The sequence below is a fragment of the Azospirillum lipoferum 4B genome, assembly GCF_000283655.1.
GTDB classification, from domain to species: Bacteria; Pseudomonadota; Alphaproteobacteria; order Azospirillales; family Azospirillaceae; genus Azospirillum; species Azospirillum lipoferum_C.
In genome coordinates this window covers 2,809,848-2,824,032 of the sequence record NC_016622.1, presented here as the reverse complement: position 1 = coordinate 2,824,032, position 14,185 = coordinate 2,809,848, and the positions used below count along the sequence as shown (strand labels likewise).

At 67.6% G+C, this 14,185-nt stretch carries 11 protein-coding genes; 5 read left to right on the top strand and 6 right to left on the bottom strand.

Annotation, left to right across the window (positions count from 1 at the left end):
- Positions 1-16 precede the first annotated feature (16 nt).
- Positions 17-2,542 carry an ABC transporter permease gene (locus AZOLI_RS13105; protein WP_014249144.1) on the bottom strand — a complete coding sequence of 842 codons (2,526 nt, stop codon included), beginning with the start codon at positions 2,540-2,542 and terminating at the stop codon, positions 17-19.
- Positions 2,543-2,696: 154 nt separating this feature from the next.
- The gene (locus AZOLI_RS13100; protein WP_014249143.1) at positions 2,697-3,479 is read right to left on the bottom strand and encodes an ABC transporter ATP-binding protein; all 783 of its coding nucleotides are present in this window, start codon (positions 3,477-3,479) and stop codon (positions 2,697-2,699) included.
- Positions 3,480-3,591: 112 nt separating this feature from the next.
- On the opposite strand from AZOLI_RS13100, the gene AZOLI_RS13095 reads away from it, so the two are divergent.
- The 4 genes from AZOLI_RS13095 to thpR all read left to right on the top strand — a co-directional run bounded on the left by AZOLI_RS13095 (position 3,592) and on the right by thpR (position 7,159).
- Positions 3,592-4,212 (top strand): arylesterase, encoded by a 621-nt coding sequence (locus AZOLI_RS13095; protein WP_014249142.1) that lies wholly within the window; start codon positions 3,592-3,594, stop codon positions 4,210-4,212.
- Between the two features lie 6 nt (positions 4,213-4,218).
- Positions 4,219-5,370, top strand: coding sequence for an FIST signal transduction protein (locus tag AZOLI_RS13090; protein WP_014249141.1), 1,152 nt, complete (start codon positions 4,219-4,221; stop codon positions 5,368-5,370).
- A 28-nt stretch (positions 5,371-5,398) separates the two neighbouring features.
- Entirely contained in the window at positions 5,399-6,454 is a 1,056-nt protein-coding gene (locus AZOLI_RS13085; protein WP_014249140.1) for an NADP(H)-dependent aldo-keto reductase, read from the top strand.
- 162 nt (positions 6,455-6,616) lie between these two features.
- Positions 6,617-7,159 carry an RNA 2',3'-cyclic phosphodiesterase gene (gene thpR, locus AZOLI_RS13080; RefSeq protein ID WP_014249139.1) on the top strand — a complete coding sequence of 181 codons (543 nt, stop codon included), beginning with the start codon at positions 6,617-6,619 and terminating at the stop codon, positions 7,157-7,159.
- Positions 7,160-7,264: 105 nt separating this feature from the next.
- Here the strand turns inward: thpR and AZOLI_RS13075 are convergent, their stop codons facing one another.
- The gene (locus AZOLI_RS13075; protein ID WP_014249138.1) at positions 7,265-8,152 is read right to left on the bottom strand and encodes an SDR family oxidoreductase; all 888 of its coding nucleotides are present in this window, start codon (positions 8,150-8,152) and stop codon (positions 7,265-7,267) included.
- Positions 8,153-8,272: 120 nt separating this feature from the next.
- On the opposite strand from AZOLI_RS13075, the gene AZOLI_RS13070 reads away from it, so the two are divergent.
- Positions 8,273-9,169: a helix-turn-helix transcriptional regulator gene (locus tag AZOLI_RS13070; protein WP_014249137.1), complete on the top strand. Its 897-nt coding sequence runs from the start codon at positions 8,273-8,275 to the stop codon at positions 9,167-9,169.
- A gap of 6 nt (positions 9,170-9,175) precedes the next feature.
- Here AZOLI_RS13070 and AZOLI_RS13065 read toward each other — a convergent pair whose 3' ends face one another.
- From AZOLI_RS13065 to dnaK, 3 genes are all read right to left on the bottom strand, one after another.
- On the bottom strand, positions 9,176-10,351 hold the full coding sequence (locus AZOLI_RS13065) for a GGDEF domain-containing protein (protein ID WP_014249136.1): 1,176 nt from the start codon (positions 10,349-10,351) through the stop codon (positions 9,176-9,178).
- Positions 10,352-10,566: 215 nt separating this feature from the next.
- A complete protein-coding gene (gene dnaJ, locus AZOLI_RS13060) occupies positions 10,567-11,718 on the bottom strand; it encodes a molecular chaperone DnaJ (protein WP_014249135.1) in 1,152 nt (383 codons plus the stop codon).
- 152 nt (positions 11,719-11,870) lie between these two features.
- Positions 11,871-13,787, bottom strand: a complete 1,917-nt coding sequence (gene dnaK, locus AZOLI_RS13055; protein WP_014249134.1) for a molecular chaperone DnaK — start codon at positions 13,785-13,787, stop codon at positions 11,871-11,873.
- Positions 13,788-14,185 lie beyond the last annotated feature (398 nt).

The window sequence follows — 14,185 nt, the reverse complement described above, 5'->3', positions numbered from 1 at the left end:
CGTTCCGCCGTATGAGTCACTCGTTCCGAAGCAACGGCGCGGATGGTTGGCCCAGAGCCCGCCAAGTACCATAGAACCCGAAAGCGAGTGTGATCGCCGTGCTGAGCAAGGCCGTGGTGACCACCGCCGACGGCAGGAAGCTCCACTCCCAATGCATCAGGAAGCGCAGCACCGCCCAGGCGGTCAGCGTGCCGATGCCGCCGGCGATGACCGCGGTCAGCAGGCCCAGCAACCCGTATTCCAGCAGGAAGGCGCGCAGCACGTCGCCGCGCGTCGCCCCCAGCACCTTCAGCACCACCGCGTCGTAGACCCGGCGGCGATGGCCGGCGGCGACCGCGCCGGCCAGCACCAGCGTGCCGGCGGTCAGCGTGATGCCGGCGACGATGCGCACCGCGGTGCCGATATGGCCCAGCATCTCCGACACGGTGTCGAGCGCGTCCTTGATCCGGACCATGGTGATGTTGGGGAAGCGCTGCAGCACAGCGCGCTGCACCTGCGTTTCGGCATCCGGCGTCGCGCGGACGGTGGCGACCCAGGTCTGCGGTGCGCCTTCCAGCGTGCCGGGGGCGAAGACCATGGTGAAGTTGATCGCCATGCTGCTGAAATCGGCGGCGCGGACGTTGGCGACCGTGGCCTCGATGCTGCGGCCCAGGATGTTGATCGACAGCGTGGCACCGGGGCCGATGCCGAAGGCCTCGGCGACGCTCTGGTGGATCGAGATCAGCGGTGGGCCGGCATAGTCGGCCGCCCACCAGCTGCCGGCGGTGATGGTGGAATGCTTCGGCAGCGTCGCCGAATAGGTGATGCCGCGGTCGCCGGCCAGGATCCAGGCCTGCTCCGGGTTGACCAGCGCCTTTTCGGCCTCCTGTCCGTTCACCCGCTCGATCCGGCCGCGCAGGCTCGGCACCGCCTCGAAGGCGCTGGTGCCGGAAATGCCGGTGACGAGGTCGCGCAAGGGGTCGAACTGGTCGCGCTGGATGTCGACGAAGAAGAAGCTGGGGGCGTCCTGCGGGATCGTCTCCGACACCCGGCGGGAGAAATTGCCCTGGATCAGCGCGATGGCGACCAGCACCGTCAGGCCGAGCCCCAGCGACAGCACCACCGCCGCCGTCGGGTTGCCCGGCCTGTGCAGGTTGGCGAGCGCCAGCCGCAATCCCGGACGACGGACGCGGCCTACGCGCTTCGCCCCCCAGGTGACCAGTGCGGCCGCGACGCGGAAGGCGATGAAGGTGGCGATGGAGCCGCCGACGAACCACAGGGCGAAGAGCTTGTTGTGCGCGGTCAGCACCGCCAGCCCGGCCAGCGCCACCGCCGAGCCGATCATCGCCAGCGTATAGGGCAGGCGCGGCCGGCCAGCGGCCGGGGCGATCACGTCGCGGAACAGGGCACCCGCCGGCACTTCCCGCGCCCGACCGAGCGGCCAGAGCGAGAAGGTCAGCGCCGTCAGCACGCCGTAGAGGGCGGCCAGCGCCAGGGCGCCGGGATAGACGCCGATCTGGGCGGACACCGGCAGCACGCCGTCGAGCAGACGGCCCAGCGCCAGCGGCGCCACGGCGCCCAGCGCCAGCCCGATGACGATGCCCAGCAACGCCAGCACCAGGATCTGCGCCAGATAGAGCTGGAACACCAGGGCGCCCGGCGCGCCGATGCACTTCATCATGGCGATGGTGCGGGCGCGTGAGTCCAGATGGCTGCGCACGGCGTTGCCCACCCCGACGCCGCCGACCAGCAGCGCCGTCAGCCCGACCAGCGTCAGGAACAGCGTCATGCGGTCGATGAAGCGCTCGATCTGCGGTGAGGCGTTGGTGTAGTCGCGCATCCGCCAGGGCGCGTCGGGAAAGCGGGTGCGCAGGCTCTCCTGCCACGCTTTCAGGTCGGTTTCCGGCGGCAGCGCGACTTTGGCGCTCCACCAGGTGAGACTGCCGGGTTGCAGCAACCCGGTGCCCTGCAGCGACGGCAGCGCCACCATCAGGCGCGGCCCAAGCGAGAAGGCGTTTGAGGAGGCGCGGTCCGGCTCGCGGTCCAGCACGGCGGCGACGCGATAGGCGCCCTCGCCGACATGGATGGTGTCGCCGGTCTTCACGCCCAGCCGGTCGACGAGGCTCGCCTCGATCACCGCACCCCAGCGGCCGTCCTTCTGTGCCAGCGCGTCCTGCAGGTCGCCGCCGCCCACCAGTGTGACAGTCCCGTAGAGCGGGTAGACGTCGTCGACCGCCTTCAGCTCGACCAGCGAAGACCGGACATCGTCATCGGCGCGCGCCATCGCCCGCATCTCGGCGGAGGTCGACACCCGGCCGCCGGCGGTCAGCGCCGCCATCTGCTCGTCGGCCGGCGGGCTGTAGAGTTGCCGCAACGCGACGTCGCCGCCGAGGATGGAGCGCCCGTCATTGGCCAGCCCGTCGAGCAGCCCGCTCGACACCGACTGCACCGAGGCGATGGCCGCGACGCCAAGGGCGAGGCAGGCGAGGAAGACCCAGAAGCCCTTCAGGCCGGTGCGCAGCTCCCGCCGGGCAAGGCGGATGGCAAGGGTGAGGTTGGTCATCGTGTTGCCCCCTCCCTAACCCTCCCCCGCTTCGCGGGAGAGGGGACTGCCGCTGCACTGCAATTCGTCCCTCTCCCGCGAAGCGGGGGAGGGAGGGACCCGCGGCGAAGCCGTGGGAGGGAGGGGGCACCCTGCGCTTGGACCATCATCCCCCTCACTCCCCCGCCGCCTGCAGCCTTGCGCGCCGTGCCGCCTGCCCGTCGTCGGCGATGCGGCCGTCGGCCAGCCGGACGGTCCGGTCGCAGCGGGCGGCGAGGCTCGGGTCGTGGGTGATCAGCACCAGCGTGGTGCCGCGCCGTTCGGCCAGATCGAACAGCAGCTTCACGATGGTGGCGCCGGTGTCGATGTCGAGGTTGCCGGTCGGCTCGTCGGCCAAAAGCAGCGACGGCTCGGTCACGAAGGCGCGGGCCAGTGCGGTGCGCTGCTGCTCGCCGCCCGAAAGCTGGCCGGGATAATGGTGGATGCGGTGGCCCAGGCCGACCTGCTCCAGTCCGATGCGGGCGCGGTCGAAGGCGTCGGCGACCCCGGCGAATTCCAGCGGGATGGCGACATTCTCCAGCGCCGTCATGGTCGGGACCAGATGGAAAGCCTGGAAGACGATCCCCACATGCTGGCGGCGGAAGCGCGCCAAGCCGTCCTCGTCCAGCCGGTTCAGTTCCTGTCCGGCGACGCGGACGGTGCCGCCGCTGGGGCGTTCCAGACCTGCCATCACCATCATCATGGTCGACTTGCCGGAGCCGCTGGGGCCGACGACGCCGACCCGCTCCCCGGCCGCCACCTGAAGATTCACGCCCCGCAGGATGTTGACGGGCCCGGCACCGCTGTCCAATCTCAAGTGGACGTCGTCGAGTTCCACGATGGAATCGTTGCCGATTGAATCGGGGAGGGGTCGGGCGATGGAATTGGACGACGTTGCAGAGGATTGGACCTTGGACATGCGACTCTCGCACAAGCGGAACGGACCATCGCCATATGGCACGACCCGCCGGGCTTTCAACATGGGCGCGTTCGGCGCCGTGCTCGCCTTCGTTTTTGCGTCAGGGGTATCGATGACCGTTCCGACCCGTGCGGACGCCGCGCAGCCGGTGAAGCTGCTGGCGCTGGGCGACAGCCTGACCGCCGGCTACGGCCTGCCGGAACCGCAGGGCTTCACCCGCCAACTGGAAAAGGCGCTGGCCGACAAGGGATACAGCGTCACCGTCATCAATGCCGGCGTGTCGGGCGACACCACCGCCGGCGGTCGGGCACGGCTGGACTGGGCGCTGGCCGACAAGCCTGACGCCGCCATCGTGGAGCTGGGTGCCAACGACATGCTGCGCGGGCTCGATCCCGCTCAGGCGAAGGACAATCTCGACGCCATCCTGAAGACGCTGAAGGATCGCAAGATTCCGACCCTGCTGGCCGGCATGTACGCCTCCCCCAGTTTGGGAAAGCCCTATACCGACAAGTTCAACGCCATCTACCCGGACTTGGCGAAGAGCTATGACCTGCCGCTCTACCCCTTCTTCCTCGACGGGGTGGCGCTGGAACGGTCGCTGATCCAGCAGGACGGGCTGCATCCCAATGCCCAGGGCGTGGCGGTGATCGTGGAGCGAATCCTGCCGTCCGTCACCGCCCTGCTCGACAGTCTGCCGCAAATCCAGAAGACTACCGAAAAACCCGGAGGCTGACCCATCATGACCGTTACCCTGGACAGCGACACCCGCTTTCACGCCGCCTGCGCCGCCGGGGTGGAGTGGGGACCGACGGTCAAGGCCTGCCTGGACCGGCTGGGGCCGGTCGCCGGCTGCAACCTGGGCTTTCTCTACCTGACCGACGGGCTGGCGGAGCATGCGACCAGCATCGTCACCCTGCTGCGCGGCGTCACCGGCATCCGCCATTGGGTGGGAACCGCCGGCATCGGCGTGATGGCGAACGGCGCCGCCCTGTTCGACGAGCCGGGGCTGGCGATCATGGCCGCCCGCCTGCCGGAGGACAGCTTCCGCCTGTTCCCCACCCTGACCGACGGGCTGGAGCCGCTGCGCGGCAGTGCCGGCGGCTGGCTGGACAAGCATGGCGCGGCGCTGGCGCTGGTCCATGTCGATCCGCACCATGCCGACATGGCCGGGCTGGTGTCCCGCCTGTCGGAGGAGGCCGGCGTCTTCCTGGTCGGCGGGCTGACCGCCTCGCGCGGGGAGTTCCCGCAGATCGCCGCCGGGGCGGAGGATGGCGATCCGGTCACCGACGGCGGCGTGTCGGGGGTGCTGTTCGCGCCCAATCTGCCGGTCGCCACCGCCCTGACCCAGGGCTGCCGTCCCATCGGGCCGACGCGCACCGTCACCGCCAGCGACGACAACGTGATCCTGGAGATCGACGGGCGCCCGGCGCTGGACGTCTTCAAGGAGGACATCGGTCCGGAGCTTGCCGCCGACCTGCGGCAGGTGTCCGGGCTGATCTGCGCCGGGCTGCCCATCGCCGGGTCCGACACCCAGGACTATCTGGTCCGCGACCTGATCGCCATCGATCCGCGCGCCGGCTGGATCTCCATCGCCGAACGGGTAACGACCGGCCAGCCGGTGATGTTCACCCGCCGCGATCGTGAGACCGCCGCCGCCGACATGCGCCGGATGCTGGACAGCCTCAAGAAACGGGTGAAGGCGACGCCGAAGGGTGCGGTGTATGTCAGCTGCATCGCCCGCGGTCCCAGCCTGTTCGGTGCCGCCAATGCCGAGTTGTCGATGATCCGCGAGACCTTCGGCGACATCCCGCTGACGGGTTTCTTCGCGTCGGGCGAGGTGTCGCACAACCGGCTCTATGGCTACACCGGCGTGTTGACGCTGTTTCTGTAAAGATCATTTCGAATAAGGAACGTTCCGGATGCAGTATCGTCCGCTCGGCCGAACCGGCCTGTCGGTCAGCGCCATCGGCCTGGGCACCATGACCTGGGGCCGCCAGAACACCGAGGCCGAAGGCCATGCCCAGATGGACGCGGCACTCGACCGCGGCATCAATTTCTGGGACACGGCGGAGATGTACGCCATCCCGCCCACCGCCGACACCTATGGCAAGACGGAGGAGGTGATCGGCAGCTGGTTCCAGTCGCGCGGCAAGCGCGACCGGGTGATCCTCGCCAGCAAGATCATCGGCGCGCCGGCCGGCGGCTTCGGCTGGGTGCGCGATGGCAAGTCGCGGCTGGACCGCGCCAACCTTTTCGCGGCGGTGGAGGCCAGCCTGTCGCGGCTGAAGACCGACTACATCGACCTCTACCAGATCCACTGGCCCGACCGCGTCACCAACCGCTTCGGCGTCCGCACCTACCAGCACAAGCCGCAGCATGACGGCGTGCCGATCGAGGAGACGCTGGCGGCCCTGGCCGAACTGGTGCAAGCCGGCAAGATCCGCCATGTCGGCCTGTCGAACGAAAGCCCCTGGGGGGTGATGCGCTGGCTGCGCGCCGCCGAGGTTGCCGGGGATGTGGCGGGCCTGCCGCGCGTCGCCTCCATCCAGAACGCCTACAACCTGCTGAACCGGACCTTCGAGAACGGGCTGTCGGAAGTGGCCCTGCGCGAGGATGTGGGGTTGCTGGCCTATTCGCCGCTGGCCGCCGGCACGCTGACCGGCAAGTACCTGAACGGCGCCATCCCGCCGGGCAGCCGCCGCGCGCTCGACCACCGGCCGTCGCGCTACGCCACCGTCAACGCGGATGCGGCGACGGAAGCCTATCTGGACATCGCCCGCCGCCACGGCTTGGCGCCCAACCAGATGGCCATCGCCTTCACGGTGCAGCAACCCTTCGTCACCTCGTCCCTGATCGGGGCGACGACGATGGAGACGCTGATCTCCAACATCGACTCCATCGACCTGACCCTGTCGCCGGAGGTGATGGCGGAGATCGACGCCGTGCACAACCGCATGCCGGATCCGTGCCCGTGAGCTGTTGGTAAAGTTTCAAGCCGCTTGCCCCCTCCCTAACCCTCCCCTGCTGGGCGGGGGAGGGAAATGGACCTTTGTCGGCGTTTAGCGGCAGTCCCTCCCCTGCGAAGCGGGGGAGGATAGGTGGGGGTCTAACCCCGTCGGCAACCCCGGAGGTGTCCCATGCTCCGCCTGTTCGTCGCCATCGACCTGACGGAAGAGCTACGCCAGCGGCTGGCGGGGCTGGCCGGCGGGGTGCCCGGTGCGCGCTGGACCGAGTCCGACAACCTGCACCTCACCCTGCGCTTCATCGGCGAGGTGCCGGAGGATCAGGCGATGGACATCGACGCCGCGCTGGCCGAGATTCGCGCACCGGCCTTCCCGCTTACCCTCGACGGGGTCGGCGTGTACGGCAGCGCGCGCCGGGCGCGGGTTCTGTGGGCGGGGGTGGAGCGCAGCGAGGCGCTGGCCCATCTGCAGGCCAAGGTCGAATCCGCGCTCGTCCGCTGCGGCCTGCCGGCGGAGGAGAGGAAATTCTCACCCCACATCACGCTGGCCCGGTTGAAGGACGCGCCGGCCGACCGCATCGGCCGCTTCCTGTCCGACCGCGGCCTGTTCCGCGCCGGGCCGATGTCGGTGGAGCATGTCACGCTCTACCGCAGCCATCTCGGCAATGGCGGCGCGGTGTATGAGGCCTTGCGGGAGTATCCGCTGGCGGAGTCCTGACGGGCTACAGCGTCGTGCGTTTAATATGAAACGCACGACGCTGTAGCTTTGTGTTTGGCGATCGGATTCACGCTCTAAATCGATCCCGATTTTGCGCGATCCGATCTAGGCGTATCGCGTCGCCTGGAGATCGGCGATCAGGCCCGGTCCCTGCGGCTGCCATCCGAGCTTAGTTCGGGTTTGGACGCTGGAGGCGGACATGTCCATACCGGCGAAGGCCGCCAGCCAGCCGAAATGGTCGGCCGCCTTGTCCTGCGGCACGGAAACCGCCGGGATGCCGAGGCCGCGCGCCAGCGTCTCCACGATTTCGCGGAAGCCGATCCCCTCTTCGCCGACGGCGTGATAGCGTGCTCCGGGCTCCTTCCTCTCGATCGCCAAGCGATAGAGGCGGGCCGCATCATCCAGGTGGCAGGCGGACCAGCGGTTGCTCCCCTCGCCGATGTAGCAGGCAGTGCCGGCTTCGCGGAACATCGCGATCAGCGGGGTAATCAGCCCCTGTTTCTCCGTATCGTGGACCTGCGGTAGACGCAACACCGAGACGTTGACGCCGTCCTCCAGCAGCGCGTTGCCGGCCCGTTCAGAGGCGATGCGCGGATGGCGGTGGCCTTCGTCGAAGACGTCCTCGCGGGCTGGCCGACCCTGACCGATACCGCCCATACCGACCGCCGAGGTGATCAGAAGCGGGCGATCCGACTCCTTGAGCACGTCGCCGAGGGCGCCGATGACTCGGCCGTCCTTCTCGCAATTCTCGGCGTAGCGCGAGAAGTCGTGATCGAATGCGGTGTGGATCACCGCGTCGGCCGTCTCGGCACCGGGGCGAATGCCGGCCGGCTCCTCCAGCGTGGCGTGGAACGGCTCGGCACCGGCGGCTTCCAGCCTGCGGGCGCCGTCCCGGGAACGGGTCATGCCGACGACCTGATGGCCGGCCCGCAGAAGCTCGGACAGCACGGCCGAGCCGATGAAGCCGGTGGCACCGGTAAGAAAGATACGCATGGACCATCACCTCTTCATTGAGCGTCGCCTCCAAGTCTGATGCGGCGTGTTATCCTGTTAAAGTAGTGACCTTTTCCTATTATAATGATCACCTGGGTACAATGAGTGCCGGGATTGCCGATGCCGACAGAGTCCAAGCAGCCGGAGCCGAAGCAGACCGTCAAGGCCAACACGCTCGCTGCCTTCCTGCGCGACCGCCGCATGCGGCTGGACCCGGCGGCCTTCGGTTTCTCGGGACGCCGCCGCACGCCGGGACTACGCAGGGAGGAGGTGGCGCAGCGCGCCAACATCAGCCCGACCTGGTACACATGGCTGGAGCAGGGGCGCGGCGGTGCGCCGTCCGCCGACGTGCTGAACCGCATCGCCACCGGCCTGATGCTTACCGATCTGGAGCGCGAGCATCTGTTCGTCCTCGCGCTCGGCCGGCCGCCGGAACTGCGGTACCGGCCGGTGGACGGGGTCAGCCCACGGCTGCAACGGCTGTTGGATGTCTTCGATGCCTCCCCGGCCTTCATCAAGACCCCGACCTGGGACGTGGTCGCCTGGAACGACGCCGCTGCGATCGTTCTGACCGATTACGGCACGCTGCCGGCAGATCAGCGGAACATACTGCGCCTCGTCTTCTGCAATCCGACAATCCGTGCCAAGCAGACGGACTGGGAAGGCATGGCACGCTTTCTGGTCGGCGCCTTCCGGGTCGATGCCGCACGGGTGGGTGCCGCCGAGGAGATCACCAGCCTCGTCGACGAGTTGTGCCGGACCAGCTCGGACTTTGCCACCTTCTGGGCGGAGACCGATGTCTATGCGCCGAGCGAGGGGATCAAGCAGCTCAAGCATCCACAGCTCGGCAATGTCCGGATGGAATACTCGGCCTTTGCCGTCGACGGCCGTCCGGATCTCGGGCTCATGGTCTACAATCCGCTGGATGAGGAGGTCAAAGAGCGGATCAGGACCTTGGTCCGTCGGAGGGTCGAAGCCGAACGAAAGACGACATCGCCGGACGGGGGGCAGGATTGACGGACTTCAGGCGACGATGCTGTCCCGGGGCTCGTCTCCGGTCCTGCCCGGCCCGATGACGCGGTTCTTGCCGTCCTGCTTGGCCCGGTACATGCGCTGGTCGGCCAGTTCCACCAGGGCTTCCCAATCGGCGGGGCGGTCGGCCGTCTGTTCGGCGATGCCGATGCTGGCGGTCTGCAGGCTGCCGTCCGGCCGCTTGCCGAACCCAGCGCGGCGCATCCGTTCCACCGCGATCATCGCACCCTCCATCGGGGTGTCGGGCAAGACGATCAGGAATTCCTCCCCGCCCCAGCGGACCAGCGCATCGGACTGGCGCAGCAGGCTGCGGATGGTGTTGGCGGCATGGCGCAGGACCCGGTCGCCCTCCTCATGCCCATAGCGGTCGTTGACCGCCTTGAAATCGTCGAGGTCGACGAAGATCGCCGTCAGCGGCTGTAATGTCCGCTCGGCATGGGCGACCTGGAGTTTCAGCAACTCCTCGCCGATGCGGCGGGAAAAGGCGCCGGTCAGCGCATCGTGCGCCGCCTGCTCAAGCAGCGCGATCATGAAATGCAGCTGGCTGATCGCCGCCAGCGTCGCCACCACTGCGATCAGCGCCAGCAGCCACAGCGCGCTGATGTAGGAGGGGAACGGCATCACCAGCGACCCGTAGAAGCCGGCGGCCAGATGGGCGCCCAGCATCGGCGTGGCGAACAGCGCGCCCTCCAGCGCGGTCAGCGGAAAGACGCTGAGACCCGCCACCATCACGAAAGGCAGATAGCCGTAGCCGGCGCTGACGGCGATGCGCAGATCGTCGACACCCTGGTTGTAGAGCAGCGGGTGCGAGATGGCGAAGAACAGCGTCGGGATCGCCAGCAGCGCTGTCAGCCGCCACCAGGCGCAGGTCATGTCCTCGCAAGACCGGCGGTCGAAGGCGAGGGCCAGGAAAGCGGCGCTGGCGGTCAGGCGCAGGACGATCAGCCAGATCGCCAGAGACCATTCGAAGACGGTGACGTCGATGGCGATCCACATGGGGGTCAGGATGCCGAAGATCAGCGCCACCATCCGTACGCGCGACTGGATCATCGCGGCGCGCCGCCGTTGCAGGATGGGCGTGTGGTTGGCCGGATGGATCAGCGTGGGCAGTTCGTCGCCCCGGACGAACGCGTCGAACAGGGCAGCGAGGAGCCTGTCAACCCGCATGCAGCCGCCTGTCCCCGGTGTAAGCCGGGCATGTCGCCGAAGAGATAGCCATGATGGGTGATTACACGCGCATGACCATCCCTTCAACGGCTTTCGCGCAGAAATGGCGTCACCGCCCTCCGAAAGCACGGAAAGCTCCGGCCATGCGACAAAAAGTAACGGGCGGCGCGTCACCGACACGCCGCCCGTTCAACGGATCCGCGATTGACGGCGGATCAGTCCTTCAGGTCTTCCCAAAGCTCCTTCACCTTGGCGAAGAAACCCTCCGACTGCGGATTCGACCCTTCCTTGGCGGCGCCCTCGAACTCGCGCAGCAGTTCCTGCTGGCGCTTGGTCAGGTTCACCGGGGTCTCCACCACCGCCTGGATGTACATGTCGCCACGCTGGGCGCTGCGCAGCACCGACATGCCCTTGGCCTTGATGCGGAACTGGTGGCCGGACTGGGTGCCCGGCGGCACCGTCACCTTGGTACGGGTGCCGTCGATGGTCGGCACCTCCACCGAACCGCCGAGAGCCGCCGTAGTCATCGGGATCGGCACCCGGCAGTGGATGTTCGCGCCGTCGCGCTGGAAGATCGGGTGGGGTGCGATGGCCAGGAAGATGTAGAGGTCGCCGGCCGGCGCCCCGCGCAAGCCCGCCTCCCCCTCGCCCGCCAAACGGATGCGGGTACCATCCTCGACGCCGGCGGGGATGTTGACCTGCAGGGTCTTTTCCTTGCGCAGCCGGCCGGAGCCGCCGCAGCTCTTGCAGGCGTCCTTGATGACCTTGCCGGCGCCGTGGCAGCCGGGGCAGGTCCGCTCGATGGTGAAGAAGCCCTGCTGCGCCCGCACCTTGCCATGGCCCTGGCAGGTCGGGCAGGTGATCGGCTGGGTTCCCGCCGCCGCACCGGAGCCGTTGCAGCCGTCGCACTGCACGGTGGTGGGCACGCGGATGGTGGTCTGGGTGCCCTTGAAGGCCTCCTCCAGCCCGATCTCCAGGTTGTAGCGCAGGTCCTGGCCGCGGCCGGACGCACCGCCGCCGCCGCGGCGCCCGCCCATGAACTCGCCGAACATCTCGTCGAAGATGTCGGCGAAGCCGCCGCCGCCGCCGAAGTCGAAGTTGAAGCCGCCGGCCCCGGCGCCCGCACCCGGACCACGGCCACCCTCGAAGGCGGCGTGGCCGAACCGGTCGTAGGCCGCGCGCTTCTGATCGTCCTTCAGGACGTCATACGCTTCGCTGATTTCCTTGAACTTCTGCTCGGCGTCCTTGTCACCCTGGTTGCGGTCCGGGTGGTACTGCATCGCCATCTTGCGATAAGCCTTTTTCAGCTCATCCGCGCTGGCGCTCTTCGCCACACCGAGCAGCTCGTAATAATCCTGTTTCGCCATGGGGGCCGACCGCCTTTGAGTCGTTCTGGTCCAAACTGTCCGCGTCGAAGCTGAGAACCTGACCCAGCATACCGAAGGCCCGCCGCCGGGAAAAGGCGGCGGGCCATCGATGCTCGCGTCAGGTCCGTATCAAAAAGAAGCTGGTGTCGGGATTACGCCGACTTCTTCTTGTCGTCCTGGACCTCTTCGAAGTCGGCGTCGACGACGCCCGGCTCGTTCGGCTGGGCGCCCGGCGCCTCGCCGCCCGCGCCCGGGGCCTCGCCCTGGCCGGCCTTGTACATCGCCTCACCCAGCTTCATCGAAACCTGGGCCAGCGCATCGGTCTTCGCCTTGATGCCGTCCAGATCCTCGCTGTCCAGCACCGACTTCAGCTCGGCGACGGCAGCTTCCGCGGCGGTCTTGTCGGAGGCCGGGATCTTGTCGCCGTTCTCCTTGATGGTCCGCTCTGTGGTGTGGATCAGGGCGTCGGCATGGTTGCGGGCGTCGACCAGCTCACGGCGCTTCTTGTCGGCGTCGGCATGGGCCTCCGCGTCCTTCACCATCTTCTGGATGTCGGCGTCCGACAGGCCGCCCGAGGCCTGGATGCGGATCTGCTGCTCCTTGCCGGTCGCCTTGTCCTTCGCCGTGACGCTGACGATGCCGTTGGCGTCGATGTCGAAGGTCACCTCGATCTGCGGCACGCCGCGCGGGGCCGGCGGGATGCCGACCAGATCGAACTGGCCCAGCATCTTGTTGTCGGCAGCCATCTCGCGCTCGCCCTGGAAGACGCGGATGGTGACGGCGTTCTGGTTGTCCTCGGCGGTCGAGAAGGTCTGGCTCTTCTTCGTCGGCACCGTGGTGTTGCGGTCGATCAGGCGGGTGAACACGCCGCCCAGCGTCTCGATGCCCAAGCTGAGCGGGGTGACGTCGAGCAGCAGGACGTCCTTGACCTCGCCCTTCAGCACGCCGCCCTGGATGGCGGCGCCGATGGCGACCACCTCGTCCGGGTTGACGCCGCGGTGCGGCTCACGGCCGAAGAACTGCTTCACCGCGTCGATGACCTTGGGCATGCGGGTCATGCCGCCGACCAGGATCACCTCGTCGATCTCGCTGGCCTTCAGGCCGGCGTCCTTCAGGGCCGCCTTGCAGGGCTCGATCGTGCGCTGCACCAGATCGTCCACCAGGGCTTCCAGCTTGGCGCGGGTCAGCTTGATGTTCAGGTGCTTCGGACCGGTCTGGTCGGCGGTGATGAAGGGCAGGTTGACTTCGGTCTGCGTGGTGGACGACAGCTCGATCTTCGCCTTCTCCGCAGCTTCCTTCAGGCGCTGCAGCGCGAGCTTGTCCTTGCGCAGGTCGATGCCCTGCTCCTTGTTGAACTCGTCGGCCAGATATTCGATGACCCGGCTGTCGAAGTCCTCGCCGCCCAGGAAGGTGTCGCCGTTGGTCGACTTCACCTCGAACACGCCGTCGCCGATCTCCAGCACGGAGATGTCGAAGGTGCCGCCGCCCAGGTCATAGACCGCGACGGTGCCGGTGCCCTTCTTCTCCATGCCGTAGGCCAGAGCGGCGGCCGTAGGCTCGTTGATGATGCGCAGCACGTCCAGGCCGGCGATCTTGCCGGCGTCCTTGGTGGCCTGGCGCTGGCTGTCGTTGAAGTAGGCCGGGACGGTGATGACCGCCTGCGTGACCTTCTCGCCCAGATAGTTCTCGGCGGTCTCCTTCATCTTGGTGAGGATGAAGGCGCTGATCTGGCTGGGGCTGTACTTCTTGCCGTGCGCCTCGACCCAGGCGTCGCCGTTGTCGCCGGAGATGATGCGGTAGGGAACCAGGCCCTGGTCCTTCTTCGTCAGCGGATCGTCGAAACGGCGGCCGATCAGACGCTTGATGGCGAAGAGGGTGTTTTCCGGATTGGTGACCGCCTGGCGCTTGGCGGGCTGGCCGATCAGCCGCTCGCCGCCCTGGCTGAAGGCGACCATGGACGGCGTGGTCCGCGCGCCCTCGGCGTTCTCGATCACCTTGGCGCTGCCGCCTTCCATCACGGCGACGCACGAGTTCGTGGTGCCGAGGTCGATACCAATCACTTTGCTCATGTTCAGCCTCTTTCGTTCGGCAGATGCGTGGCGGCCCGTCTGGTCCGGCACCGCCGCGATCCCCATTGGGTCGGTGAAACGTCGGTGGAGCGCTTGAGGGTCTGGCCCATGGAGGTCTGATCCGTGGGGTCCGGCCCGTGCTGGCGGAGATATAGGCGGAGCCGTTTCGGGCTGCAACAGGGTGGCGCGCCTTTCAGCCCGCAAAAGCGGGGAAAAACGCTGCAGTCCCGTCCTTCCCGCAGGCGTTGCCGTACCGCGCCCCGTTGCAGTAGAATACCGGTGTATTCAAATCTGCGAAGATGAATATCCCGATATTCTCCGCATCTGATTCAACTCGTCACAAGTGTTACAAGTGAATAATGGTTCGACCATGAACCATCTTCTGAAGTTAACCTTTC

Bases quoted from the DNA above. Each gene is read 5' to 3' on its own strand.
- AZOLI_RS13105 (WP_014249144.1), bottom strand. From the start codon at position 2,542: ATGACCAACCTCACCCTTGCCATCCGCCTTGCCCGGCGGGAGCTGCGC.
- AZOLI_RS13100 (WP_014249143.1), bottom strand. From the start codon at position 3,479: ATGTCCAAGGTCCAATCCTCTGCAACGTCGTCCAATTCCATCGCCCGA.
- AZOLI_RS13095 (WP_014249142.1), top strand. From the start codon at position 3,592: ATGACCGTTCCGACCCGTGCGGACGCCGCGCAGCCGGTGAAGCTGCTG.
- AZOLI_RS13090 (WP_014249141.1), top strand. From the start codon at position 4,219: ATGACCGTTACCCTGGACAGCGACACCCGCTTTCACGCCGCCTGCGCC.
- AZOLI_RS13085 (WP_014249140.1), top strand. From the start codon at position 5,399: ATGCAGTATCGTCCGCTCGGCCGAACCGGCCTGTCGGTCAGCGCCATC.
- thpR (WP_014249139.1), top strand. From the start codon at position 6,617: ATGCTCCGCCTGTTCGTCGCCATCGACCTGACGGAAGAGCTACGCCAG.
- AZOLI_RS13075 (WP_014249138.1), bottom strand. From the start codon at position 8,152: ATGCGTATCTTTCTTACCGGTGCCACCGGCTTCATCGGCTCGGCCGTG.
- AZOLI_RS13070 (WP_014249137.1), top strand. From the start codon at position 8,273: ATGCCGACAGAGTCCAAGCAGCCGGAGCCGAAGCAGACCGTCAAGGCC.
- AZOLI_RS13065 (WP_014249136.1), bottom strand. From the start codon at position 10,351: ATGCGGGTTGACAGGCTCCTCGCTGCCCTGTTCGACGCGTTCGTCCGG.
- dnaJ (WP_014249135.1), bottom strand. From the start codon at position 11,718: ATGGCGAAACAGGATTATTACGAGCTGCTCGGTGTGGCGAAGAGCGCC.
- dnaK (WP_014249134.1), bottom strand. From the start codon at position 13,787: ATGAGCAAAGTGATTGGTATCGACCTCGGCACCACGAACTCGTGCGTC.